This window comes from Kribbella sp. NPDC048928 (assembly GCF_043197975.1).
GTDB lineage: Bacteria > Actinomycetota > Actinomycetes > Propionibacteriales > Kribbellaceae > Kribbella.
In genome coordinates, this window is the sequence record NZ_JBICUC010000007.1 from 246,459 (window position 1) to 270,501 (window position 24,043).

Annotated in this window: 28 protein-coding genes; 11 read left to right on the forward strand and 17 right to left on the reverse strand. The window is 68.0% G+C overall.

The window, feature by feature from the left end; all coding sequences use genetic code 11:
• Window positions 1–100: 100 nt before the first annotated feature.
• Together ACGFI6_RS29350 and ACGFI6_RS29355 are read left to right on the forward strand one after the other, a co-directional pair.
• Window positions 101–610, forward strand: coding sequence for an RNA polymerase sigma factor (locus ACGFI6_RS29350; RefSeq protein ID WP_393124162.1), 510 nt, complete (start codon window positions 101–103; stop codon window positions 608–610).
• On the forward strand, window positions 607–1,689 hold the full coding sequence (locus ACGFI6_RS29355; protein WP_393124164.1) for a CU044_5270 family protein: 1,083 nt from the start codon (window positions 607–609) through the stop codon (window positions 1,687–1,689). Before ACGFI6_RS29350 ends, ACGFI6_RS29355 begins: the two co-directional genes overlap by 4 nt.
• 66 nt (window positions 1,690–1,755) lie before the next feature.
• On the opposite strand, the gene ACGFI6_RS29360 is transcribed toward ACGFI6_RS29355, so the two are convergent.
• On the reverse strand, window positions 1,756–2,250 hold the full coding sequence (locus tag ACGFI6_RS29360) for an FABP family protein (protein WP_393124166.1): 495 nt from the start codon (window positions 2,248–2,250) through the stop codon (window positions 1,756–1,758).
• Window positions 2,251–2,458: 208 nt separating this feature from the next.
• Between ACGFI6_RS29360 and ACGFI6_RS29365 the strand changes: the two genes are divergently transcribed.
• Window positions 2,459–2,821, forward strand: a complete 363-nt coding sequence (locus ACGFI6_RS29365; RefSeq protein WP_393124168.1) for a DsrE family protein — start codon at window positions 2,459–2,461, stop codon at window positions 2,819–2,821.
• A 37-nt stretch (window positions 2,822–2,858) separates the two neighbouring features.
• Here ACGFI6_RS29365 and ACGFI6_RS29370 read toward each other — a convergent pair whose 3' ends face one another.
• A complete protein-coding gene (locus tag ACGFI6_RS29370; RefSeq protein WP_393124170.1) occupies window positions 2,859–4,946 on the reverse strand; it encodes a hypothetical protein in 2,088 nt (695 codons plus the stop codon).
• Window positions 4,946–5,503, reverse strand: a complete 558-nt coding sequence (locus ACGFI6_RS29375; RefSeq protein ID WP_393124172.1) for a hypothetical protein — start codon at window positions 5,501–5,503, stop codon at window positions 4,946–4,948. The genes ACGFI6_RS29370 and ACGFI6_RS29375 overlap by 1 nt, the downstream gene beginning before the upstream one ends.
• A 163-nt stretch (window positions 5,504–5,666) precedes the next feature.
• Between ACGFI6_RS29375 and ACGFI6_RS29380 the strand changes: the two genes are divergently transcribed.
• Together ACGFI6_RS29380 and ACGFI6_RS29385 are read left to right on the forward strand one after the other, a co-directional pair.
• Window positions 5,667–6,806, forward strand: a complete 1,140-nt coding sequence (locus ACGFI6_RS29380; RefSeq protein WP_393124174.1) for a molybdopterin-dependent oxidoreductase — start codon at window positions 5,667–5,669, stop codon at window positions 6,804–6,806.
• Entirely contained in the window at window positions 6,803–7,252 is a 450-nt protein-coding gene (locus ACGFI6_RS29385) for a hypothetical protein (protein ID WP_393124176.1), read from the forward strand. The genes ACGFI6_RS29380 and ACGFI6_RS29385 overlap by 4 nt, the downstream gene beginning before the upstream one ends.
• Here ACGFI6_RS29385 and ACGFI6_RS29390 read toward each other — a convergent pair.
• Window positions 7,195–8,019 carry a 3-keto-5-aminohexanoate cleavage protein gene (locus tag ACGFI6_RS29390; protein WP_393124178.1) on the reverse strand — a complete coding sequence of 275 codons (825 nt, stop codon included), beginning with the start codon at window positions 8,017–8,019 and terminating at the stop codon, window positions 7,195–7,197. The genes ACGFI6_RS29385 and ACGFI6_RS29390 overlap by 58 nt on opposite strands.
• Window positions 8,020–8,111: 92 nt before the next feature.
• Here ACGFI6_RS29390 and dtd point away from each other — a divergent pair, with 92 nt between their 5' ends.
• Window positions 8,112–8,537: a D-aminoacyl-tRNA deacylase gene (gene dtd, locus ACGFI6_RS29395; RefSeq protein WP_393124180.1), complete on the forward strand. Its 426-nt coding sequence runs from the start codon at window positions 8,112–8,114 to the stop codon at window positions 8,535–8,537.
• A 101-nt stretch (window positions 8,538–8,638) separates the two neighbouring features.
• On the opposite strand, the gene ACGFI6_RS29400 is transcribed toward dtd, so the two are convergent.
• The 7 genes from ACGFI6_RS29400 to ACGFI6_RS29430 form a co-directional block, all read right to left on the reverse strand.
• Window positions 8,639–9,865, reverse strand: a complete 1,227-nt coding sequence (locus ACGFI6_RS29400; RefSeq protein ID WP_393124182.1) for a choice-of-anchor P family protein — start codon at window positions 9,863–9,865, stop codon at window positions 8,639–8,641.
• 301 nt (window positions 9,866–10,166) lie between these two features.
• A complete protein-coding gene (locus ACGFI6_RS29405) occupies window positions 10,167–10,463 on the reverse strand; it encodes a DUF1416 domain-containing protein (RefSeq protein WP_393124184.1) in 297 nt (98 codons plus the stop codon).
• Window positions 10,464–10,466: 3 nt separating this feature from the next.
• Window positions 10,467–11,315, reverse strand: coding sequence for a sulfurtransferase (locus ACGFI6_RS29410; protein WP_393124186.1), 849 nt, complete (start codon window positions 11,313–11,315; stop codon window positions 10,467–10,469).
• 13 nt (window positions 11,316–11,328) lie between these two features.
• On the reverse strand, window positions 11,329–11,775 hold the full coding sequence (locus ACGFI6_RS29415; protein WP_393124188.1) for a DUF4395 domain-containing protein: 447 nt from the start codon (window positions 11,773–11,775) through the stop codon (window positions 11,329–11,331).
• Between the two features lie 258 nt (window positions 11,776–12,033).
• Window positions 12,034–13,056, reverse strand: a complete 1,023-nt coding sequence (locus tag ACGFI6_RS29420; protein WP_393124190.1) for an RDD family protein — start codon at window positions 13,054–13,056, stop codon at window positions 12,034–12,036.
• Between the two features lie 60 nt (window positions 13,057–13,116).
• On the reverse strand, window positions 13,117–13,548 hold the full coding sequence (locus ACGFI6_RS29425) for a TlpA family protein disulfide reductase (RefSeq protein WP_393124192.1): 432 nt from the start codon (window positions 13,546–13,548) through the stop codon (window positions 13,117–13,119).
• A gap of 45 nt (window positions 13,549–13,593) precedes the next feature.
• Entirely contained in the window at window positions 13,594–14,007 is a 414-nt protein-coding gene (locus tag ACGFI6_RS29430) for an HIT family protein (RefSeq protein ID WP_393124194.1), read from the reverse strand.
• A gap of 43 nt (window positions 14,008–14,050) precedes the next feature.
• Between ACGFI6_RS29430 and arfB the strand changes: the two genes are divergently transcribed.
• Window positions 14,051–14,464, forward strand: coding sequence for an alternative ribosome rescue aminoacyl-tRNA hydrolase ArfB (gene arfB / locus ACGFI6_RS29435; protein WP_393124196.1), 414 nt, complete (start codon window positions 14,051–14,053; stop codon window positions 14,462–14,464).
• A 76-nt stretch (window positions 14,465–14,540) separates the two neighbouring features.
• Here the strand turns inward: arfB and ACGFI6_RS29440 are convergent, their stop codons facing one another.
• On the reverse strand, window positions 14,541–14,780 hold the full coding sequence (locus tag ACGFI6_RS29440) for a MoaD/ThiS family protein (protein ID WP_393124198.1): 240 nt from the start codon (window positions 14,778–14,780) through the stop codon (window positions 14,541–14,543).
• Window positions 14,781–14,940: 160 nt separating this feature from the next.
• Between ACGFI6_RS29440 and ACGFI6_RS29445 the strand changes: the two genes are divergently transcribed.
• Window positions 14,941–15,654, forward strand: coding sequence for a winged helix-turn-helix domain-containing protein (locus ACGFI6_RS29445; RefSeq protein ID WP_393124200.1), 714 nt, complete (start codon window positions 14,941–14,943; stop codon window positions 15,652–15,654).
• Window positions 15,655–15,660: 6 nt separating this feature from the next.
• Here the strand turns inward: ACGFI6_RS29445 and ACGFI6_RS29450 are convergent, their stop codons facing one another.
• Window positions 15,661–15,969 carry a hypothetical protein gene (locus ACGFI6_RS29450; RefSeq protein WP_393124202.1) on the reverse strand — a complete coding sequence of 103 codons (309 nt, stop codon included), beginning with the start codon at window positions 15,967–15,969 and terminating at the stop codon, window positions 15,661–15,663.
• Between the two features lie 105 nt (window positions 15,970–16,074).
• A complete protein-coding gene (locus ACGFI6_RS29455) occupies window positions 16,075–17,928 on the reverse strand; it encodes a bifunctional metallophosphatase/5'-nucleotidase (protein WP_393124204.1) in 1,854 nt (617 codons plus the stop codon).
• Window positions 17,929–18,034: 106 nt separating this feature from the next.
• On the opposite strand from ACGFI6_RS29455, the gene mshD reads away from it, so the two are divergent.
• The 3 genes from mshD to ACGFI6_RS29470 all read left to right on the forward strand — a co-directional run bounded on the left by mshD (window position 18,035) and on the right by ACGFI6_RS29470 (window position 21,049).
• Window positions 18,035–18,952, forward strand: coding sequence for a mycothiol synthase (gene mshD / locus ACGFI6_RS29460; RefSeq protein ID WP_393124206.1), 918 nt, complete (start codon window positions 18,035–18,037; stop codon window positions 18,950–18,952).
• Window positions 18,953–19,589: 637 nt separating this feature from the next.
• The gene (locus tag ACGFI6_RS29465) at window positions 19,590–20,150 is read left to right on the forward strand and encodes a DUF6318 family protein (RefSeq protein WP_393124208.1); all 561 of its coding nucleotides are present in this window, start codon (window positions 19,590–19,592) and stop codon (window positions 20,148–20,150) included.
• A complete protein-coding gene (locus ACGFI6_RS29470) occupies window positions 20,147–21,049 on the forward strand; it encodes a PKD domain-containing protein (protein WP_393124210.1) in 903 nt (300 codons plus the stop codon). The genes ACGFI6_RS29465 and ACGFI6_RS29470 overlap by 4 nt, the downstream gene beginning before the upstream one ends.
• Before the next feature lie 293 nt (window positions 21,050–21,342).
• Here ACGFI6_RS29470 and ACGFI6_RS29475 read toward each other — a convergent pair whose 3' ends face one another.
• The 3 genes from ACGFI6_RS29475 to ACGFI6_RS29485 all read right to left on the reverse strand — a co-directional run bounded on the left by ACGFI6_RS29475 (window position 21,343) and on the right by ACGFI6_RS29485 (window position 23,941).
• Window positions 21,343–22,299: a hypothetical protein gene (locus ACGFI6_RS29475; RefSeq protein ID WP_393124212.1), complete on the reverse strand. Its 957-nt coding sequence runs from the start codon at window positions 22,297–22,299 to the stop codon at window positions 21,343–21,345.
• Between the two features lie 88 nt (window positions 22,300–22,387).
• Window positions 22,388–22,804 (reverse strand): hypothetical protein, encoded by a 417-nt coding sequence (locus ACGFI6_RS29480; protein ID WP_393124214.1) that lies wholly within the window; start codon window positions 22,802–22,804, stop codon window positions 22,388–22,390.
• 69 nt (window positions 22,805–22,873) lie between these two features.
• Window positions 22,874–23,941, reverse strand: coding sequence for an alpha/beta hydrolase (locus ACGFI6_RS29485; RefSeq protein WP_393124216.1), 1,068 nt, complete (start codon window positions 23,939–23,941; stop codon window positions 22,874–22,876).
• Between the last annotated feature and the right edge of the window lie 102 nt (window positions 23,942–24,043).

The window sequence follows — 24,043 nt, forward strand, 5'->3', positions numbered from 1 at the left end:
GGCTCCGATACGGTCGTCGGCAACCACCGGGTCCGATGACACGGCTCGGCCCGCGGACACCGATCCCAGCCCCGGCCTTCAGTCGGCGGACGACTTCGCGGTGTTGTTCGACCTGCACGCCCCCGCGATCCATCGGTACATCGCCCGTCGGCTCGGTACCGGCGAGGCGGACGACCTGGTCGGTCAGACCTTCCTGATCGCCTTCGAGCGCCGCGACCGCTTCCAGGGGCCGGCGTCCGGTGCGTTGCCGTGGCTGTACGGCATCGCGACCAATCTGATCCGCCGCCGGCGACGGGACGAGGTCCGTCAGTACCGGGCCTACTCGCGCTCCGACCCGGGCACGGCGCCGGCCGGGGCGGACCTGCTCTCCACCGAGGTCGTCGATCGGGTCGACGCGGAGACGACCTCGCGCGCTTTGGCCGGCGTCCTGGCCGGCCTCCGGCAGACCGATCGGGACGTCCTCCTGCTCTACGCGTGGGAAGACCTCAGCTATCCCGAGATCGCCGCTGCGCTGAAAATCCCCGCCGGGACGGTTGCGTCCCGCCTGCACCGTGCCCGTCGAGTGCTGCGCGCCGCGCTCGGCTCCGACTTCCAGGAGAACCGCTCATGACCGAGATCGATGCGCTCAAGCGCCTGAACGACGACGTACCACCGGCCACGCCGCTGGCCCTCGCCAAGGCCCGTCAGCGGGCGCTGGCCGCGCAGCCCGCCGAACGCCGCTCCACCGGCCGCCGCCGATTGGTGCTCGCGGGCGCTCTCGCCGGAACGCTGGCCGTCGGCTTTCTGGTCAACGACGTCGTCACCAAGCCCGACGGGACCGTGGCGCCCGGCGCGGCGGCCGACGCCGGCACCTTCCTGGCGACCGCCGCCAACCACTCGACCGGCGCCCCGGACGCGCCGATCCCGGCCGGTCAGTACCGCCAGGTCACGCAGCGCAGCCAGGAGGGCTGGAACTTCGGTCCGCGCAACGCCTACCACGGCACTCGCCTCTCGATCAGCAACTGGTGGGTTCCGTCCACCCAGGCGCCGCCGTTCACGGTGGTCTCGGTGCTCGACGCCGAACACAAGTTCTCCAGCAAGGCTGCCGAGCAGCTCTGGCACAAGACCGACCCGCTGAACATCAAGCCGCAGACGATCAAGACCGCGGACGGCTGCGCCGTCATCACCGGCGGTGGCGTCGTGATGAAGCCGAAGACGAGGACCTGCCAGGGCAGCTGGCGGAGCCCGTCGGCCGAGTTCGTCGCCAGTCTGCCTCAGGACTCGACCGCTCTGCTCGCAGCACTGCGCAAGAACGACAACTCCTGGCCGGGTTCGGGCACTACGCCGGCACAGGGCGACTACCGGGCGTTCGATCGCGCCGGGAGCATCCTGGTGTCCGGGTTCGCGACGACGGAGCAGCGAGCCACGCTGTACAAGGCACTGCGCGGCATCCATGGCATTCAGCTCCTGTCCGACACGGTCAACCTGGACGGGAAGCCCGGCCGCGCCATCGGTCTGGTGGAGCAGTGGGGTCTTCGCAAGGAGCTGATCATCGACTCGAAGACCGGTCAGTTCATCGGTCTGCGCGAGGTCGCCACGGTGACGGCACCGCTCAACGCCGACGGTGATCCGATGCCGTTGAAGAGCGGCGACATCGTCAGCTGGACCTCGCTGACGACCCGCATCACTCCGAGCCACCCGAAGGTCTGACGGCAGGAGTTCAGCAGGAGTCCGGACCAGCCGGCTCCTGCTGAACCGGGCCGGCAACGTTTGGAGCTACGCGCGGACGAGGGTTGCCCAGAGGTGGGGCTGGAGCGGCTGGCCTTCGGCGGCCATGTCGTAGGCCCAGAGCAGCTCGCCGTTCACCAGGCCGTACAGGCGGTGGCCGGCGGTGACCTCCTTCGCGGAGGTGGTGCGGGCCACGACGTCCGTCTGCAGCTCGATCTTCGCGCCGTCGATGTCGCCGTACCAGACCTCGGCGATCCCGGTCGGATGCGCGAGGATCACCTCGACCTTGTTGTCCGGCTGCGGCCGCCAGAAGCCGGTCTCGACCGCGAGCGGACGCTCCTTCGTACCGTCCTCGCCGACCACGAAGGTCTGGCTGACGTAATGCAGGTAGGGCTTGCCGTTGTGGGAGAAGTCGATCTGCTGCCCGAACTCGAACTTCTCGATCGTCGGGTAGTCGCCGTGCCCACGCCCCTCCCAGCGACCGAGCAGCCACGCGAGCGGCATCAGGTCCGGGTGCAGGTCCTGCGGGATCTCGAACGCCATGACTCACTCAGCTCGCACTGCGGCCGCGGTACAGCCGGTAGACGACAAAGGCCGAGAACCAGCCCACGAACACGCAGACCAGAACCAGCAACGTGGTGAACACGACATGCAACACGCCCGCCAGTCTAGAGGATCCGCACTGGCTCCCCTCCGCGCCACCACGTGACATCCCGCACGCGGGGCAGACGAGGTCGGCTACCGTGACGGAATGTCCCGCACGCTGGTGATCAAGCTGACTGCAGGCGCCGACGAACCCGAGCGCGCCAACCAGGCCGTCACCGTCGCGGCGTCCGCGGTCGCGGCCGGTGCCACCGTCTCTCTCTGGCTCACCGGCGAGGCCGCCTGGTTCGCGGTACCGGGTCGCGCCGAGTCGTTCGAGCTACCGCACGCGGCGCCGCTCGCCGATCTGCTCACTGCGGTGCTCGAAGGCGGTCAGCTCACCGTCTGTACGCAGTGCGCCAAGCGCCGCGACCTCACCGAGCCCGATCTTCGCCCCGGTACCCGCCTAGCCGGCGCCCCGACCTTCACCGAAGAAATCCTCGCCGACAACGCCCAGGCAATCGTCTACTGACCACCTGGGCAGCCAGGGTGCTTGTCGTTTGGGTGGTTCACCTCTCAATGCTGGGGCCGTTGTTGCCTCGGTCCTGGCCGCGGGAGCCTTGTCCGCGGGTGCGGTCCGCGTACTCGCGCTGGCCTCCGGAGGATGCGTCGTTGGCTGGTCCGCTGCCGTCGAGCGCCTCGGCCGCCGATGGCCGGCCGGCATGCACCTGGTGCTGCTGCGCATCGATCTCGTCGGGCGACATCTCGTTCTGCGAACGGCCCGGAGGGTTCTGTGCCTTGCTTGCTGCGTTCTGCGCGCGGAGGTCGTCGAGCACCGGCTTCTCCTGCGCCTCCCGCTTGGTGACCAGGTCGGCAACCTGCTGCGCGTTCGGTCCGCTCTGCTCGCCACCCTGACCTTGGCCGGCTCCACCCTGACCGGGAGCCTCCGCCTCGGCCTCGACAGCACTCACCGCAGAAGCCGCAGCATCCCGCACCCCCGGCCCCTGCGGGCCCTGCGCCTGCTGCCCTTGCTGCTGGCCTTGCTGGCTCTGCTGCTCTCCCTGCTGCTCCGTCTGCTGGCCCTGCCGTTGTTCAGGTTGCTGACTCTGCTCTTGCTCGGGCTGTTGGCCGTCCTGCTCCGGCTGCCGACTCTGCTCGCTGGTTTGTTCGGCGGTGGTGGTCTCGACGTCCGCCTGCTCGGTGGTCGCCTGCTCGGTGCCTTGGTTCTGGTTCTCGACCCGGTTCGCAACCTCCTGATCCCCGGCGGTCGGGAACGAGGGCTGCCCCGGAGTCTCCTGCGACTGCTCCCCGCCCTCAGCCTGCACCCCGCGACCATCCTGCCCGGCCTCAGCGCCCTGCTCGAGCTCGGTGTCCCGCCCGGCCTCAGCGCCCTGGCCGAGGTCGGTGTCCTGGCCGAGGTCGGTGTCCTGGCCGAGGTCGGTGTCCTGGGTGAGGTCGGTCTGGTCCTGGGTCAGGTCTTGGGTGTTGTCGACGGCGGGGTCGGTGTCGGAGACGTACGGGCTGGGGCCGTCCTGGTCCGTGGCGAGGTCCGTGTCCTGTCCGTCGACGCCCGGCTCGTTGCCGTCGAGATCGTTGCCGTCCGCGCTGAGGTCCGAATCCAGCTCCGAGTCCGTGCCCAGGTCCGAGTCGAGATCCGTGCTCTGCTGGGCGTTCTCGAGGTTGTTGCCCTGGTCAAGGTTCGGGTTGTCGGTCGCGTACGGGCTGGGGCCTTCCTGCGCCGCGTCGGCGTCCAGCTGGTTGTCCGCGGCTTGCGACGGGTCGGCAGCCTCGTTGGCCAGCTCGGCGTCGGCCTGCTGCTGGTCGGGGTTGATCGCCGGGTCGGTCTCCTGGCCGCGGTCCGCGTCGGTCGCGTTCGGATCCGTCCCCTGCTCGTTGTCGGCATCGGTCTGCTCGAGGTTGTCCGCGTCGTTCGCCTCGCGACCGGCGTCGGCGTCTTCGAGGTCCTGCCGCTCGCGCTCCTCGGCGACTTCCTCGGCAACAACCGCAGCCGTCCCGACAGCTGCTCCGGCAGCGACCGGGTCGAGACCGCTCCGCGCGTCCTCCTGCTCCGCGCGTTCGGCGGCCTGCTCGCGGTCCTCGCGCGCCTTCCGCTCTGCGTCTTCCCTGGCCTGCGCCTCCCGCACGGCCTGGGAGCCGTCGAGCCTGCCGTCGTTGTCAACGTCCGCGGCGGCCTCGTTGTCGGCGGCGATCTGGTCAAGCTTCTCGTCGCCGTCGTCCAAGTTGTTGTCGTTCAGGTCATTCGGGTCGACGTCCCGGTCGTCGTAGCCGTCCCCGTTACCGTCGTTCGCGCGTGCCGCGTCCGTGTTCTGGCGCTCCTGGTCGATCCGTTCCCGCAGATCGCGGTTCTGGGCCTCCAGATCGTTGCCCTGGCGCGCGAGCCTGTCCCGCTCCTGCGCCAGCCGAGCGGCCCTTTCGACCTGCCCGGAGCGGGTCGGTCCGTCGACGGTCCGGGTCCGGCGGTCGAGGTTCTCGTTCCAGCCCCGCCGCTCGACACCGTTCTGGATCATCGCGCGGAGCTGCTGCCGACGGTTGACCGCGTTCCCGGCCTCTCGCCAGATCCGCTGAAGCTGCTGGAATCCCCGCTCGAGGTCGGCAAGGACCGCGTCGACATGCTCGTCGCCACTTTGGATCGACATCAGGCCACCTCGCTGGCATAGACGGAGTACCCGAAGCCGGCCGCGTCGTCGTCCGGACTCGGCTGGGATGCGTACAGGTGGAACTCGGCGCCCGGCCGCAGCCAGACCGCAAGGTGCCGGCGGCGGCCCCGCCACTCCGGCGGAACACGCACGTCGTCCCCGGACCCGACGAACACCGGCGGGCCCCAGTGCCGGCGGGCGAGCTCGAGCTGAGCCGGCCAGTGCACGTCGAGCCCTTCCTCGGCCTCCGTCAGCTCCGCCGCACCGATCTCGTACGCCGACCAGCCGCTGCGGGGGCTCTCCGGCAGCACGGCGTCCGGCAGCACCAGCATCACCGTCTCGCGCTGGGTGACCAGGCCCCAGGTGTAGCGGTCAGGATCAATGTTGCCGGGCGCCCAGGGGCGCCAGCCGGTGGCGGAAGTGACACGGTTGACCAGGTCACGGATCGCGTCCATGCCGGTGGCCGGCGGGCCCCAGAGCCGGCGCCAGTCGGCGACCTCGGCCAGATCCGCCATCGCGCGCTCGTCGTCCTCGGACGATCGCTCCTGCGTCTTCACGCCGCCACACTCCTCTCGTCAAGTTTGCCCAGAGTATGCCCCGATCGGTGCCACCTACGGCCGTAAGACGCAGACCTGTGGATAACTGGTTCCGGCTCCACCGTTCGCGAGCAGTAACCGAAGAACGCCGGACAGCCGTCGCGACCTGCGGTCTAGTGGAAACATGAAGCTTCCGGCCCCTCCGACGGCGAAGTCGTTCCCGTCGCCGTTGCACCATCCGCGCGTGGCGACCGTCCTCGGCCGCTGGCTCGGCAGTGCAGTGGTTGTCTGCTTCCTGACCGGTCTCTACAGTCACTTCCTGCAGGACACTCCGAGCTGGCTGCCGGCCCCGAGCCGCCCGGCGAACCTGTACCGCGTCACGCAGGGTCTGCACGTGGTGAGTGGCACCGTCGCCGTACCGCTGCTGCTGGCAAAACTGTGGACCGTCTACCCGAAGCTGTTCGCGAAGCTGAACCCGAAGGAAATCGGCCACACGGTCGAGCGGCTGTCGATCCTGGTGCTGGTCTCCGCGATGGGCCTCGAGTTGTTCATCGGCTTCGTCAACACCCTGCAGTGGTACCCGTGGCCGTTCCCGTTCCGCCAGACGCACTACGCGCTCGCGTGGGTCATCGTCGGCGCGCTCCTGGTCCACCTCGCGTTCAAGCTTCCGCTAATCCGCACCCATTGGCGCCGTACGTCAGAACTCGTACCGACGTCCCTTCCGGCCGGCACCACCGGGCTGACGCGCCGCGGCCTGTTCCGCACAGTCGCCGGCGCCGCGACCCTCGTCGGCATCACCACCGCCGGCCAGTCCGCAACACCGCTCGGTTCGATCGCCGTGCTCGCGCCGCGCAAGCCGAACATCGGGCCCCAGGGCCTGCCGGTGAACCGTACGGCCCAGGCGGCCGGCGTGACCGGGATCGGAGCAGACTGGCGGTTCACGATCACGGGCCCGAGGCAACTGTCGTACAGCCTCGAAGAGCTACGGAATCTCCCGCAGAGCCGCTCCGCGCTGCCGATCGCCTGCGTCGAGGGGTGGAGCCAGGGCGGCCGCTGGGAAGGAATCCGGATCCGCGACCTGCTCGAGCTCTGCGGCGCACCGGCGAAGTCGCGGGTACGGGTGCTGTCGATGGAGAAGGGCGGGTTCTACGCGACCAGCGAGCTGCCCGAGGAGTTCGCTGCCGATCCGCTGACGCTACTGGCACTGCGGCTCAACGGGACGGAGCTTGCCCTGGACCACGGCTTCCCGGCGCGCATCATCGCGCCGAACCGTCCAGGCGTGTTGCAGACGAAGTGGGTCCATCGGCTGGAGGTCATCGCGTGAAGGCACGAATCGCGTTGGCGGTTGCCGGCGTCCTGGTCGGCCTCTGGGGTCTTTGGAGCCTGGTGAACGCGGTAGACGTCCATGGGCTGGTGCGGTTGCCGCTCTGGCTCGGCGGCGCAGTGGTGATCGACGACTTCGTACTCGGCCCGTTGATCATCATCGTCGGATGGGTGGTGACGCGGCGGGCAGCCCGGCCCGACGGGCATCGGCTGGTCGCGGTGGTCCGGACGACCTTGCTGTACGTCGGCATCACCACCCTGATCGCGGTACCGCTCCTGCTACGTCAGGGAACCGGTGTGAACCCGACAGTCCTCCCCCGCGACTACCTCCGCGACTGGTTGTTGCTGGAGGCAGCGATCGTCCTGATCGGCGTGGCGGCCGGCGTCAGTCAGCGCTTCACGTTCAGCAGGTCGCGTGCCTCGTCGGGCGACATCGGCGGCCGCTGAGCCAAGGTCGCCAGCGTGGCGGCCCGCTCGACGAGCTCGGCGTTGTGCGTGACCGGTACGCCCTTCGCCAGCGTCAGCGTGTCCTCCATCCCGACCCGCAGGTTGCCGCCCATCGACAGTGCAGCCAGGGCGACCGGCAACGACGTACGGCCGATGCCCGTCGCGGACCAGGACGTGACAGCGTCCGGCAACGCGTTGACTGCGGCAACTAGTGCGTCCGCCGTACCGGGCATGCCACCTGGAACGCCCATCACCAGATCACAGTGCACGCGGCCGCCGTACGGCAGTCCGTACTTACCCAGAAGCCGGTGCAGCGCCGCGACGTGACCGAGGTCGAACAGCTCGAACTCCGGTACGACCTCGCGCTCCTGGCTGAGCTGGTAGAGCTCCGTGACGAACGGCCACGGGTTCATGAACACGTCGTCGCCGAAGTTCACCGTGCCCATCGTCAACGAGCAGGAGTCCGGTGCTGCGTCCAGCACCCGCAGCCTGTTCTCGTACGGATCGGTGACGGCGCCGCCGGTCGACAGCTGCACGATCAGGCCGGTGTTCTCCCGTACGGCGGCAACGCTCTCGCTCAACCGGCCGAGCTCGAGGGTCGGACGGTGCTGTCCGTCGCGGAGGTGAAGGTGGATCATCGCCGCCCCCGCCGCCTCGCAGCGCTTGGCCGTCTCGACCAGCTCGTCGAGCGTGGTCGGCAACGCCGGGCAGTCCGCCTTCGCGGTCTCGGCACCGGTGGGAGCAACAGTGATCAGAGTCGACGCCATGGAGGAATCCTGCCAGATCGGGCACCAATGAGGATATTTGCCGGTCGATGGGTCCGATGACCGGACGATCTCCCGCACGAGATGATGGGTGCATGAGAGCCGTAGTACAGCGAGTCAGCCAGGCGTCGGTCACCGTGGACGGCACAACCGTCGGCGCCATCGAGGGGCCAGGCCTGCTGATCCTGCTCGGCGTCACCCACGACGACACCGACGAGCAGGCGGCCGCGCTGGCCGCGAAGATCTGGACCCTGCGCATCCTGCACGGTGAACGCTCCGCCGCCGACGAGCAGGCGCCGATCCTCGCGATCAGCCAGTTCACCCTGTACGCCGACACGCGCAAGGGCCGCCGCCCGTCGTGGAGCGCCGCGGCCCCGGGCCCCGTCTCCGAGCCGCTCTACGACGCGTTCTGCGCCGCGCTGGAGTCCCTCGGCGCCAAGGTCGAGCGCGGAGTCTTCGGCGCCGACATGCAGGTTGCGCTCACCAACGACGGCCCGGTCACGCTGATCCTCGACGCCTGAGACGCGCCCTGGGCAAAAGGAACCGGCCCCCGGATCCGTGCGGGATCCGGGGGCCGGTGCTCTGGGCCGGTGAGGTTCGACTCAGAAGGTGTCTGCTGAGATCAGCTGACGACGCCTGCGGCCGAGTGACCGACGACGACCTTGGTGTTCAGGCTGTAGACGTCGACCACCAGCGCGTCGACCTCGATGTAGCGCTTCTGCCGCAGCACCTTGTTGAAGGTCAGCTTCGCGACACCCGGGATGTCCAGGGTGGCGTTCTCGCCGGTCTTCACCGGGTAGACGCGGTTGCCGACGCGGATCGACGCGATGCTCGAGGAGGAGCTCACGCCGGCCTTGCCGTCCTTGGTCTTCCACGCCGAGGCCGAGGACTCGACCGCGCCGATGGACAGGTTGCCGACCTTCACGCCGCCGACGTGCGAGGTGAAGTTGATGTACGACTTGTCCTCGCCGATGGCGCCGTTCTTCGTGGTGTAGTCCGCACCCACGTAGGCGACCTTCGGGATGTTCAGCTCGCCGGCGGCGACCCGGACCGTCTTGCCCTCAGTACCCTGGCAGGTGGTCTGGAGCGAGGTCGGGCCGGACACGACCAGCTTGTCCGCGTTCGCCTTGGTGCCGTACGCCGAACCGATGACCAGTGCCGTCGCCGGCTTGGAGATCTCCGCGCGGGTCTTCAGCACCGCGACGTCGACGCCCTGCGGGATGTACCGGTTCTTCACCGTCGCGTGCAGCACGACGGCCTGCGCGTAGGAGTAGATGCCGGAGGCGGTCTTCACGCCACCGACCCGGTTCAGCACGATGTAACCGAGGCCCGGAACCGCGACCTTGGTGTTCGGGCCCGGCTTCAGCAGCGACGGAACCACGACGTTGCCGATCTTCACACCCGCGAAGCTGGTGTCGCCGGTGTAGGACAGCTGGCCCTTCGAGTACTTCGCCGTCGTGGTGGTCTTCACACCCGTCAGCGTGAGCAGGTTGCCCACCTTGACGTCGACGGCGGTGGCGGTGCTGGTGACGCCCGTACCACGCTTGTCGTTGAACGCGTGCGTGTCGGTCTTCACCGTCCGCGCGATCGCCTGCTCGTTCACGTTCGCCGTGGCGATGTCGTTCTTGTCAGCCTTGTTGGCGTCCGTGGTGCAACCGAACTTGCTGACCACCTGCGGGCCGCTGTTCGCCAGACCGGATTCGACGTCGGTGCCGTACGAGTAACCGCTGTATCCGAAAACCGGCGAGGCGGATGCCGAACCCGAGGTCAGTGCGATCGTAGAAGCCACGCCGACAACCGCAGCAACACCAACTGCGGCGAGCTTCTTGTATCCGATGCGGGGTCGCATTGACCCCTCCTCCCTGAGTGATGACGTGACCCGAAGTGCGGGTCAGGACACAGACACAACTCGGCCGATTGCGTTAGGTGACGAGCCGACCGCTCTCCGAGATCAAACCGTTACATACCCACCCGCACGGGCGAAACTTGCCTGCCGCCCCTTAACTCCGGTGCGATGCCCGAAAATCCTTGCCGGTCAGCGATTTCGGACATGCCAAAGGGCCCGGACGCGCAAGGTCCGGGCCCCTCGGTGCTTACTTCAGGGTGGGCCACCTCGGGTGGTGGTGGCACCATCAGTAACGAACGACTGCTCAGACGGTGACGGCCACTTCCGCAACCTCGCCGTACTGCGCGACGACCTGGCGGTCCACCGGCTGCGCCTTCGGCGCCAGCGTGCGCAGCGTCCAGCTGCCCGGCGCCGCGAAGAACCGGAAGTGCCCGGTGGCCGAGGTCGGGACCTCGGCGGTGAACTCACCGGAGGAGTCCAGCAGCCGTACGTACGCGCCGCCGACCGGCTCCGCACCGCGCAGCACCTGGCCCTGGATCACGGCTTCCTTGTCGACATCGACGCCCTTGAGGTCGAGGCCGCCCTTCGTTGCTCCGCACATGTGTCAGGCCTTTCCGGGTTCGTCGCCGAGGGCAACGGGTACGCCGACCAGCGAGCCCCACTCGGTCCAGGAGCCGTCGTAGTTCTTGACGTTCTCCTGGCCGAGGATCTCGTGCAGCACGAACCACGTGTGCGCCGAGCGCTCGCCGATCCGGCAGTACGCGATGGTGTCCTTGCCGAAGTCCACGCCTGCGTCGGCGTAGAGCTGCTTGAGCTCGTCGTCGGCACGGAAGGTGCCGTCGTCGTTGGCCGCCTTGCTCCACGGGATGTTCGACGCGGTCGGGATGTGGCCGGCGCGCTGCGCCTGCTCCTGCGGCAGGTGCGCCGGGGCGAGCAGCCGTCCGGCGTACTCGTCGGGGCTGCGGACGTCGACCAGGTTCTTCACGCCGATGGCCTCGTTGACCTCGTCGCGGAAGGCCCGGATGTCGAGGTTCGGGTCCTTGGCCTGGTACTGGGTGGCGTCGCGCTTCACGACCTCGTCGGTCAGCTCGCGGCTGTCCAGCTCCCAGCGCTTGCGGCCGCCGTCGAGCAGCCGGACGTCACTGTGGCCGTACAGCTTGAAGTACCAGTACGCGTACGAGGCGAACCAGTTGTTGTTGCCGCCGTACAGCACGACGGTGTCCTCGTTCTTCACGCCGCGCTCGGACAGCAGCGCGCTGAACTGCTCCTGGTTGACGAAGTCCCGGCGGACCGCGTCCTGCAGGTCGTCCTTCCAGTCCAGCTTGATCGCCCCGGCGATGTGGCCGGCGTCGTACGCCGAGACGTCTTCGTCGACCTCGATCAGGACAACGCCGTCGTCGGACTTGTGCTCCTCGACCCAGTCGGCCGAGACGAGAGCGGATTCCCTGCTCATGTGGTGCTGCCTCTCAGTTGGTTGCGGTTGATGGCGTACGAATGCGGTGGATCAGCAGATAGGCCTCGCAGCCGAGGCAGAGCCCGACGGCCGCGTTCACGAACGCAGCGACCAGGGCGAATCCGGTGGCGACCACTCCCAGCACGGTCGCGCCGGTCAGGTACCCGACCAGACCGAGGACCGCGAAGACCAGGCCGACCAACTGGGCGAACCGCGGCGGCGCCGGGTCCTCCAGCTCCTTCGGCTTGCCCAGCCGGGGCCGGACCAGCCGCCGGAACAACCAGCCGTACGGCGACGCGCCGATGCCGAACGCGACCGAGATCGCGAACACGACGGCCTGGACCGCCAGCGGCCAGGGGTTGTTCAGGACGAGCGTCAGCGCCAGGACGACCGTGGTCAGTCCGGCTGCGAACCGGAGACCGCGCGGATCGACCTGCTTGACCGTCTGTTGTTCGGACATGACGACTCCCGGTACAGGAGATTGTCGAGCCGGACCCCGCCCGGGTCTGCGGGAGGCGACGTACGCGGAACCGTGCTCAGCGACCGGTTCCGCAGCGCTCGGGACGCCGCCTGGTCAGCGGCGACGACACAGCGACGAGCGCATCCGGCAGTTGTCCACTGCCCTGCGCTTGGTCAGCCACGTCGTGTAAACCACGCTCCGAGAGTACGGAACCCCGGCGCGCCTGCCTCCCATGGTCCCATCATTCGAGACAACTGATCACATCGTGGATCCGGTACGCACGACGTTGGTCTTCGCCACCTTGTCGTGCAGCGCCTGCTTCTTGTCGTCCCAGAGCGGCCAGAGGTCGTTGAGCAGGGCGAGGAAGCTGATCGCGGTGCCGACCACCGGGATCGCGGCCAGCAGGCTGAGCCCGATGTAGAAGCCGTACCGCTTGAGGACCGCGCTCCCCGGCGGGTTGCCGGGGGTGTCCCGGAGCCGGACCGCGATCCCGAGCGCCATCTTGCCGGGCGTCGCGCCCTTCTTGGTCAGGAACAGGTACTCGTAGACGAACGACACCACCAGGCTGATCAGCGTGGCCGGGATCAGCCACTTGTAGATCTCGGGCGGCAGCGCGGCGCTCGTCACCGGATGACCGGCCTCGGCGGCCTTGAACGTGTCGTCGAAGTACTGGCCCAGGATCTTCGAGTACTGGTAGATGAAGTACCCGGTGAGCGGCAGGCCGATGATGCTCGCGAGGATCCCGTCGATGATTCGCGCGGCCACCCGCCGCCACCAGCCGGAGAGCATCTGACCGTCCGGTGTGGCATGCCGACGCTGCCCCGGGTAGCCGTAACCCTGCTGCTGGGGGTACTGCGGGTACTGAGGTTGCCCGTGCTGCTGGCCGTACTGGGGTTGCTGCTGAGGGCCGCCGTACTGGCCGTACTGGGGCTGCTGCGGTTGCTGCGGCCCCGCGTACTGCCCGTACTGCGGCTGCTGCTGAGGCCCGGCGTACTGCCCGTACTGCGGCTGCTGCTGCGGCTGTTGCGGGAGACGCTGGCCGTAGCGCGGCTCAGCCGGCTGCTGCGGCTGCTGCTGTGGCTCGCCGCCGTACACCTGCCCGTGCTGAGCGGCCTCGCCGTACCGCGGGAAGTCGGCCGGCTGCGGCTGGCCGAACTGGCCGTCGAACGGGGGTGGGCCCTGCTGCGCGCGACGCTGGTCCGTCCAGGCCTGGCCGTCCCAGTACCGCTGCTGTGACGGGTCCTCGGGGTCGTCGTACCAACCTGCTGCTTGAGAGCTCACCGGGAGAGTCTCGCCTACGCTCCGGTGCGTTGGCCATCCGGTGGCACCTACCGGACGATGTCAGCTCGGCTGGCGGTCGATCGCGGCGGCCAGCGCGGCAATCACGTCAGGCTTCCGCGGTGCTCCACTGGCGCGCTTCACCACAGCACCGGTGCCGTCCAGGATCAGAGTGGTCGGCGTACGCAGGATGTCCAGCCGGCGTACCAGCTCCAGGTGCGACTCGGCGTCCAGCTCGATGTGGCGCACTCCGTCGACCATGCCCTCGACCTCGGCCAGCGTCCGCCGCGTGGCGCGGCAGGGTGCGCAGAACGCGGACGAGAACTGCAGCAACGTCGCGCGCTCACCCAGCTCGCCACCGACCTCGCCGCCCGTCACCCGCTCCACGTCGTCCTCGCTCTTCCTGCGAAAGCGTCCGTCAACCCACGCCTTGAGCACGCTGAGCACCACACCGGCGACCACGGCGCCTACGAGTACCCACAGCCCAAGACTCACAGCTACCCACGGTACGACCATCCGTTCACGATTCAACCGGCCGTTTCACGTGCTGAGAACGACCTGCGGATCCGCGGCGAGCCGGTGCGCCGACCGGCCGGTCGGCCAGGGAAGGCTGTCGTCACCGTCTCCCGGGTACCGCGGCACCACGTGAACGTGCAGGTGGTCGACACTGCGCCCGCTACCGGGCCCACTGGCGTTCAGCAAGCACACACCGGTCGCTCCCAGCCGCTCCACCATCTTCTGGGCGATGCGCTGCGCCAGGTCCATCACCTGCACCAGATCCGGCGGCCGTACGTCCAGCACACCCGCACTGGTGTGCCGGCGCGGTACGACCAGCGTGTGCCCCGGCGAGATCTCCTCACCCGGCAGGGGCAGGAACGCGACCGCCGCGTCCTCCTTGGCGATCCAGCGGGCCGAATCCGCGGAGATCAGGCCGCAGAACACGCAGGCATCCATCTGACGATTGTGCTCCGGTCTAATAGACCTTGTGGAGAGTGGAGTGACGGTGCGATCGGGCGTGGTGATTCCCGAGGCTGAGCTGGCGTGGCGGTTCTCGCGGTCGAGCGGGCCGGGCGGGCAGTCGGTGAACACCACGGACAGCCGGGTCGAGCTGAGCTTCGACGTGGCCGGTACGTCGGCGTTGAGCGACGTACTGAAGTCCCGGGCGCTGGAGCGGTTGCAGTCACGGCTGGTGGACGGCGTACTGACGATCGCCGCGTCGGAGTACAAGTCGCAGTGGCGCAACCGGGAGGCAGCACGGGAACGGCTGGCGGTCCAACTGCGCGAGGCGATCGCCCCACCGCCCCGGAAGCGCCGGCCGACCAAGCCGAGCAAGGCCTCCGTACGGCGCCGCCTCGACGACAAGAAACACCGCGGCCGCACCAAACAGCTACGAGGCCGCCCGGACGATTAGGCCCCGGGTCGGTACTCCGGAAACAAATGTGCAACTGCAGGCAGAAAAGTTCCGGAAAGGCGGCCGGTCGGCTCCGTCAGCCGCCCGCGAAGGGTGGCAGCGCGTCGACCAGGGCGCCCTGGGACAGCGGCGTACTCGAGTCGGCCCGCTCCCCGTCGAGGAGGAACGTACAGATCGACAGCACCCGCGCCAGCTCCGGCCGATCGGTGGAGACCGTACTGACCAGATCGCCGATCGAGCCCGCATCCGCGGTCGCCGACGCCTCACCCGCCGCCGAGCGTGCGGCAGCGAAGTACCTGATGGTCACTTCCGGCATCTGATCGGCGCCTCACTGGTCGGTGGTTCTTCCGGTATTATGTCAGCTTGCTGTTAGACCCAGTGTGTCCCAGGCCCCCGGCAACGACGCCGTCGGGGCCTGACGTGCACGAGGACCGGATCGCCGGCAGTGGATCCGACAATCAGCACAAGGAGACGGCGTGAGCACGTTGCTTCTGCTGACGAACGCGCTGCAGGCCTCCACCGAGGTGCTGCCCTCGCTCGCCCTTCTCCCGCACCAGATCCGCGTGCTGCCCGCCGAGGTCGCCGCGCTGGTCGACGCGCCGGACGCCGACGCTGTGCTGCTCGACGCCCGCCGGGACCTGGTCGCCGTCCGCAGCGCCTCCCGACTGATCCGTACGACCGGCATCGACGTACCGCTGATCCTGGTCGTCACCGAGGGCGGTCTCACCGCGGTCAACGCCGACTGGGGCGCTGACGACGTACTGCTCGACACCGCCGGCCCGGCCGAGATCGAGGCCCGGCTGCGACTCGTCATCGGCCGGCTCGCGGCGACCCGCAACGACGAACCCGAGTCCTCGCTGATCCGCAGCGGCGACGTGGTCATCGACGAGGCGTCGTACACCGCGAAGCTCAACGGTCGCGCGCTCGACCTGACGTACAAGGAGTTCGAGCTCTTCAAGTTCCTCGCACAGCACCCGGGGCGGGTGTTCACGCGCGAGCAGCTGCTCCAGGAGGTCTGGGGCTACGACTACTTCGGCGGTACGCGGACGGTCGACGTGCACGTACGTCGCCTGCGCGCGAAGCTCGGCCCGGAGCACGAGGCGCTGATCGGCACCGTCCGCAACGTCGGCTACCGCTTCGTCGTACCGCCCGCGCCGACCAGCCGCGAAACAGTGGACGCCAACGCCTAACGGCTCCTAGAAGAAGAACTTCAGCAGGGTGAAGGCGAGCGCCCCTGCGGTCAGCAACGCGGCCACCCAGGAACCGACGCCCTGCTTGAACGCCGCCACGAACGTCCCGATCGTGATCGGCACCAGCATCACCAGCAACGTGACGCCGGCCGCGTGCACTCCGACATGCGACTGCGCCGTGAGAATCAGCCCCACGACGAACGCGAACGTCAACCCGAGCCAGCTGGTGATCTGCACCGGCCCGTCCGCGCTGCGATGACCTCGATGTGACGACCGGGTGGCCCGTCGGTGCGAGGTCGGAGCAACGTGCGCCATCGCTCACCTTCCGTAAATGCCTGAGTACGCAAGGTACCAGGATCATTTCACGGATGCGAAAAGGCCGGTGCGCCGCGGATTGCGGCGCACCGGCCCCTTGTCAGGTCAGGACCCGATGGAGATCCGGTCGGTCGCGACCGGGGTGTACGGGTCGTGCGCGGTCAGGTAGTTCGCGAACGCGTCGATGTCCAGGCCGCCGAACACCTTGTTCGTCGCGGTGGTGAAGGCCGGGAAGCCGTCACCGCCGTCGGACAGGAAGTTGTTCGTGACGATCCGGTACGACGTACCGTCCACCACCGGCTGGCCGCCGATCTTGAGCGAGCCAGCCACGATCTTCGAGCCCGCCGCCGCGGCCGGGTTCCAGGTGTAGGTGATGCCGGCGACCTGGAGCACCTTGTACTTCGGTGCGTCCGGACCGTTCACCCCGGAGAACTGCTGCTCCAGCAGGGCCTTGATCTGCGTCCCGGTCATGTCCATCGAGACCAGGAAGTTGTTGAACGGCTGCACGGTGAACGCCTGCCCGAAGGTGACCTCGCCGTTGTTCGACGCGAGGTCGGCGCGGATCCCGCCCGGGTTCATGAACGCCGCGACCGGCGCCTTCCCGCCGGACACCACGGACGGGTCGGCCAGCTGTGCGTCGGCGATCAGGTTGCCCAGGGGCGACTCCAGCGAGTCGTCGTTCGTACGCACCACCGACGGCGTACTGATGTGACCGATCACCTTGTTCTCGATCGGGGCGACGAGGGCCTTGTACTTCGCGATCAGCTTGGCCGTCTTCGCGTCCTGCACGACGTCCTGGGTGACGACCTGGTTGTTCGCCAGCGTGTTCACCCGGTCGACGTCACCGGTCGCGTTGTCGATGCTCAGCCGTACATCCGTGACCAGCCTGCCGAACGACGAGGCGCTGGTGACCAGACGCGGCTTGCCGGCCTTGTCGGTCAGCGAGCAGTTGTACGCCTGGTGCGTGTGCCCCGAGATGATCGCGTCGATCTCCGGGTCCAGGCCGGCGTTGATGTCCACGATCGGGCCGGAGATCCCCGGGCAGCTGTTGTACGCCTTCGGATCGGCCGGGAACCCGCCCTCGTGCAGCAGCACGACGATCGACTTCACACCCTTCTTCTTCAGGGCCGGGACGAGCGCGTTCGCGGTCTCGATCTCGTCCTTGAAGGTCAGGCCGTCGACCCCGGACTTGGTGACGATGTTCGGGGTGTTCTCCAGCGTCATGCCGATGAACGCGACCTTGTTGCCGTCCTTGAACGACTTGATCGTGTACGGCGCGAACAGCGTCTTCTGGGTGTTGGTGAAGAACACGTTCGCGCTCAGGTACTTGTACTTGGCGCCGGTGAACGGGTGCTGCGGGTCCGGGCACGAATTCTGGTTGTTCGCCCCGTCGCCGTCCGGCAGGCATCCGCCGGTCTGCATCCGGAGCAGCTCGTGCCAGCCCTCGTCGAACTCGTGGTTGCCCACCGACGCAGCCTCGAGTCCCATCCCGTTCAGCGCCTCGACCGTCGGCTCGTCGTGGAACGCGGCCGACAGCAGCGGCGACGCACCGATCAGGTCGCCGGCGGCGACCGTCACCGAGTCCTCGCCCTTCGCGGCGGCCGCGGCCCGGAGCTGCTTCAGGTGCGTGGCGAGGTACGCCGCGCCGCCGGCCGGGATGCCGTTGATGTTGCCGCCCGAGCCGGTCGCCGGCTCCAGGTTGCCGTGGAAGTCGTTGATCGCGAGCAACTGGATCTGGCTGTGCGTCGGCTTCGGCTTCTTCGCCTGGACAGCGGTTGCCTGGTTCGCGGTTGCCTGGTCCGCTTGGTTCGCTTGGTTGGCGGCCGGCTTGATTGCGGCGCCTGCCTGGCTCAGGGATCCCCCCGTGGCCAAGGCGAGCGCAACCGCCGTACCGGCGGCGAGCAGCCCGAGCTTGCGCCGTCCCCCTGCCCGCGCCCGATCTCGTCCTGTCTGGGCCATGTCTACTCCGTCGTCGTGGTTGGTGAGTTGGCTGAAGCTACCTGAGCAGCAAACCCTCTTTCCAGAACCTGAGAATGAACTCAGCTGAACCTTTTACTGTGTTCCCGTGACTCTCGAAGCCGTTCCCTCACCGTTGCCCCCGGCCACCGCCGCCGCCGTCACGGAGCTCGCCCACGCAGCAGCACACAGCGACGGCGTCGCCCCGCTGTCCGAGCGGACCCTCCTGCACCTGGACGGTGAGCACCCCGACGACGTCCACGTGCTCGCCTACGAAGGCGATCCGGGCACCATCGAGGTCAGCGGCCTGCAGAGCGCCCGCAACCTCGTCGGGTACGCGGCCCTGTCCCCCGACGGCTCCGCCGAGCTGTTCGTAGCGCCCGCCTTCCGCCAACAGGGCTTCGGTACGGCTTTACTCCGGATGCTGCTCGACCACGGCGGCACCCGTACGCGCGTATGGGCGCACGGCCGCCTCCCCGGCGCCGACGAGCTCGCCCAACGCCTCCACCTCGAAGTAGCACGCGAGCTGTACTTCCTCCGCCGTACCAGGGCCTCGTTGCCGGCCCCGGTCTGGCCCGACGGCATCGACGTACGCACGTTCGTACCCGGACAGGACAACACCGCGTGGCTGGAGGTCAACGCGGCAGCGTTCGCCGACCACCCGGAGCAGGGCAGCTGGACCGCAGAGGACCTGGCCGAACGCCTGCAACAGCCCTGGTTCGACCCGAACGGCTTCTTCCTGGCCGTCGACTCGACCACAGGCGCCGTGGCCGGCTTCCACTGGACGAAGGTCGAGGACGGCGTCGGCGAGGTGTACGTAGTGGGCGTCTCCCCCGCGTACCAAGGGCTGGGCCTAGGCAAGGCCCTAACCCTCCAAGGCCTCCACCACCTCCAGACCGACCGCAACCTCGACGCGATCGTCCTCTACGTAGACGGCACCAACACCCCCGCCCGCTCCCTCTACACCTCCCTAACCTTCAAAACCGCCGCCCTAGACGTCCAGTACGCCCCCACCCAAAACCCCTAAACCCACCTCACCACCCCGCGCGTCCCCACCCCACCCCACCCCACCCCGCCACCGCCACCGCCACCGCCACCGCCACCGCCACGAACGTCCAGCGCCCTGCGCCCGAGGTCCGTGAGATAGGTCGAACTCGCGCATCCGGGACGACCCCGGGGAAGTTTGTGTGCCCGGATCGGGAAGGAATCCTCCCCACCCCGGCCGACCCCACCCCGGCGCCGCAGCCTTGTGCACGGCTCGACCATGAAACAGGCCGGGGTCTCGCGCCGGGCAAGCGCGCAGTAACCAGCTCACCAGGCTGGACTTACCCCACGGACTTCAAAAGCTGGACACGAGTTCGCCCGACCGCCGCCTAGCACGCCCTACCCCACCACCCTGGACAGCCAGGCCCTCACCGGCACTCCTTGTGAACGGCATCACAAATCCATCCGCGTCATAAACCCAACCCCCACCCGTCCCACCCCCAACCAGGAGCCGTCCGAGCCTCTAACCCCCCAGCCGGGCGGCTCCTGGCCCTCAACCCCCGGTTGTCCACAACTGCAGCTTTTGACATCTCCTCAATCGCCCTTTCCCGATTACGATCAGAGGGCGTGACTACGGAGAGGTGCCACTTGTGACGACATGCGACCGCCTGCTGGCGTGCGTGCTGCTGACTGTTGCTTCGGCAGCCTCGTTGGCTGCGTGCGCGACAGGCAGTCCGGAAGCCGGACGGCCTGACGTCACTCCAGCAGCCGCCGAGGCATCACCCACCGGCTCAGCCGCGAAAGCGACGCCCACCCCTCCGACGCGCCCAGAAGGCGCCTATGGACTGACATTGGCTGCAGCCGAACAGTTCGTTCGGCACTACATCTCGCTGATGAATTACGCGGCCGCGACAGGTGACACGAGCGGGATGCGGACAGTCAGCGCAACGGACTGCGACGGTTGCAGCAAGTACTACGCCTCAGTGGAGAAGATCAACGAGGCCGGCGGTGGCCTGAGCGGCGACTACCTCGAACGCGTCGTCGAAGTTACGGAACTCACTCGCACGGCAAAGGACAAGGTCGCCGCAACGACCGATGTCACTGTGGGCAAGTACACGGCACGACGGTCGCGGACCTCGACGCCGGTCGTCGTCCAGGCGACGCCGTACACCGAGGAAATGGTGCTCGCAGCAACTGGTGGCAACTGGCAGATGTTCGAGATGGAGTTGACGACACGATGACGCACCGCGGTACAGCCTGGATCCTCGCAGCCGCACTCGGGATTGCTCTGCTCGGCCAGTCGCTCACTGCTACGGCTGGCGAGACCACCACAGACAAGCGCAGCGGGGCAGCAACCGGCGGGCCGACCCCCGAGGTGGACCCACTGCTCGTGAAGGAACTGGTGCGTTTGGCCGCGAAGTCACGCGCGAACAGCCACACATACACATCGGGCAAAAAGACGCACGGGTCCAGTACCAGCCGTAAGGAATCCAGCCATAAACCGGTCTCGCGCCGACCCAAGACGCTGACCGAGCTCCAAATGATGACAACCGACACCCAGTTGCATCGCCTCAACGACGGGATCTGCAATCGCCTCCCCGACGGGACGATCGAGGGTCCGAGCCGGTGCAAAGCATGGTTCGAGTACCTGGACGCTCAAAAGAGGCGTAACACCGCCCAACAGGCCATCGATCAGATCCGAACGCAGATTCAGCAGCAGACAGTGGACGTTCCGCTTCCGAAGCTCGCGGTCAGAGTCCAGCCGACCGGGAGAACCTTGGTCAACCTGGACACGATCGTTTACACCGATCAGAAGAAGCAGACAAAGGTAACCGTCACACTGCTTGGCTATCCGGTCACAGTCATCGGGGAGCCTGTCAGCTACACCTGGCATTTCGGCGACGGGACCCCGGACGTGACGACGACCTCACCGGGCGGTCCATATCCCTCGAAGGAAATCACGCACAAATACCTGCGCCGCGGTGATGTCAGGCTTTCGGTCACCGTGAACTATGCAGCGGCCTTTGCGATCGCCGGCAGCCAAGCTATGCCGATTGCCGGAACGCTGCCAATTACCGGGCCCCAAACTCCGCTGCAGGTCCGCGAGGCCGTTCCCGTTCTCGTAGATCCCGGCCGCTAACCCGGGGGCTAGCGCGAGGCATCGCAGCCGTCCGGCTCCATGCTTGTCGGACGAACCGGCGGCACTCACCAAAGCGTGAACCGGCCGCTGATCAAAGGGTGTCGCACGCTTCGATCGACGCAGCCAAGCTCAGTTGGTGAGTGGCCCACGTCCGGCGCCCCTGACGATCGACCATGTGGTTCCTCTGGGACAGCATCGCTCTCGTAGACGCCGATCGCTGACCGCGGGTCGGCGATTTCTTCATTATTTCGAGCAGGAGTGGGACAAGCGGCGGGTCATCAACTCGATCGGGATCAACCGGGTTGGAGCCGCGGCGCGCGCTGGCTGCCGGGCCGGGTGGTCTGCAGGTGGTGGGGTGGTCTGGGGGCGTTGGCTTGGGGTGGGCGGCGAGGGGCGCCGGTGGGTGGGGGCTGGGCGGTCAGGAAGCGGAGGGCGTTGAGGGTGTCTGTGTGGGCGTTGGACGCGGATGGAGGGAGTTGCGCGGCCGCGGGCGGTGGGGTGCTGGACGTTTGAGGGGTGCGTGGTTGAGGGCTCGGCGGTGGGGTGGTGGGTGGGGTTGGGGGTAGGCGGTAGTCGTGGCGGATTTCGGCTATTTTGACGTCCAGTTTGGAGCGGATCTCTCGGGCTACGGCGTGGCCGGTGTCCGCTTCTGTGGCGGGGAGAGTCGGCCAGTGCGCGTGCAGCATCGGCTCGATCAGTTGGGCCCGGATCGCTTGCTGGGTTGATGCGTCGCGATGGGTCAGTTCAGAGAGGTGGTTCGCTACGGCGGCGTGGGCGAACTGGTCGAAGTGCATGAGCCCGGGCCCGCGGCAGCCGTCGTTGATAAGGGTGTCCAGTCGGTACGCCGGCCCGGTGATGTGGACCATGAGGTCGCTGGTTGCCGCGAAGGCGCCTGGGTATTGGGGATCGCCAAAGGTCAGGCCGGCGTAGCCCGCGCGCTTCGCGAACAGTTCGAGGTCGACAGCCGTCCGAACCTCGGCGAAACCTTCCATCACACCACGAGAGTGTTCGGTCCAGACCGCGTTCCGCTTGGCTTGCGCCTTGATGTGCATGCCGCCGTGCGTTGCCTCGTGCAGGACGGTCGCCAGTGCTTCGACCTGATCGGCCGCCTGGACAGGCGAGACTGAGCCCGTGAGATGCAGGAGAACTCGATGGCCCGACAGCCTGAGTGCCCCAGTCTTCGGGTCGAGACTGCCCATCGTGTCTGAGCTCGTCGCATACAACTCACGATTCCAGCGATCGGTGGCCACCGGACGCATCGACTGTGCGATCTCGTACAGGCGCGCGACCTCTTGGTAGACGAACGAATCCGGTGAGATCCGCTGGTCGGGGTTCACGTCAGCTCTCGGGCCAGTGCCCGCGCAGCATGGTCTCCATGTGGTCGAGCGCTCGCGTCATACCCCTGATGCTTGGGGCCTCGTCGGCGGGAGCTCTGTCGGCGATCGCCCAGATCTTGTGCCGGGCCTCCGCGAGGGCGTCTGCCTTCTCCTCGTCGGTTCCCTCTGCCAGGAACGCTGCTGCGTGGATCGCGCCGGCTTCGTGGTACAGCGGGCCGTACTCCCGCGGCGGGGGTGGCGGCTTGGCGAGGTCCTCGATCATGCCGAGCGCGAAGGTACGATCCTCGCCCGGTGGCTCGTCCGCGATCAACAACTGCAGCCTCTGTTGGGCCGCCTCGAGGTCGAAGGCGGGATCGGTCTTCTGCTCATGCCGGGCCTGCGCGAACGCGGAGCTGAACCGCGCCAAGTCGAACGTCATGGTGGCTCCTTGAGAACAGGTCGACTACTGCTCGCCACGATATCGACGTACGTCCGCTGGCCGCGGAAGTTATCCACAGGGCTGGTGGAGGGTGTTTCTGAGGTGGTTGGTCAGGTGGGAGTGGGCTTGGCGGGTGGGGCCGGGGATTGTTAGGAGGTTGGCGTAGCCGTGGGGGAGGGTCGGGTGGTGGGCGTGGGTGAGGTTGTTGCCGGCTTTGGTGAGGGCTTGGGCGTATTCGAGGCCCTCGTCGCGTAGGGGGTCGAAGCCGCCGGTGGTGAGGTAGGTCGGGGGGAGGCCGGTGAGGTCGTCGGCGCGGAGCGGGGAGACGATCGGGTCGGGGCGGAGTTTGGGGTCGGGGGTGTAGAGGTCGCGGTACCAGATGATGTCTTCCTCAGTGAGGATGAAGCCCTCGGAGAACAGGTCCCGGCTGGGCCGGCGGGCGACGAGGTCGACGGCTGGGTAGAGGAGGACCTGGAGCGCCGGTACGGGGAGTCCGCGGCGGACGGTCTGCTGGGCGACGACGGCTGCGAGGTTGCCGCCGGCGCTGTCGCCGCCGACTGCTACCAGTGCGGGGTCCACACCGAGGTCCTCTGCGTGCTCGACGGCCCACGTGAACGCGGCGATCGCGTCCTCGGCGGCCGTCGGCGCGGGTGCTTCTGGGGCGAGGCTGTAGTCGACGGACAGCACCCGGATCCCGGCCTCGGCGGCCATGGTGCGACAGAGCGCGTCATGGGTGTCGAGGTCGCCCACCACCCACCCGCCGCCGTGGAAGAACACCAGGAGGCCGAGCCCGGCATCGGCTGGTACGTACAGGCGCGCGCCCAACTGGCCCGCGGCGCCCCGGACAGTCAGGTCGGTCACTCGTTGCACCTGAGGCGGCGTACCGGGAACGAGCTTCAGCAGGTTGCGGAAGCGGGTACGGGTCGTCGCGGCGTCCGTCTTCGTTGTGTGCGGCAACAGGTTGTCGATCCGCAGCAGCAGCTGGACGTCCGGGTCCAGGGTGTTCCCGTCGATCTGGATCGGCGCACCGGCGAGTCGCCGCCGTACGGCGGTGGGCAGGGCGTAGAGCGGGGCGGTGGCGTTGGCTTGTACGGAGTTCACCGCGTCGCGCAGTACCGAATCCAGTCGTAGGTCCACGAGAGGTGACGCTAGCAACTGGGCAGCTGGTGAGCCGCACAACCTGTTGCACAGCCGACGAGATACGTCACATCCGGCAACGCGCGGACGGCTACCCGTTGT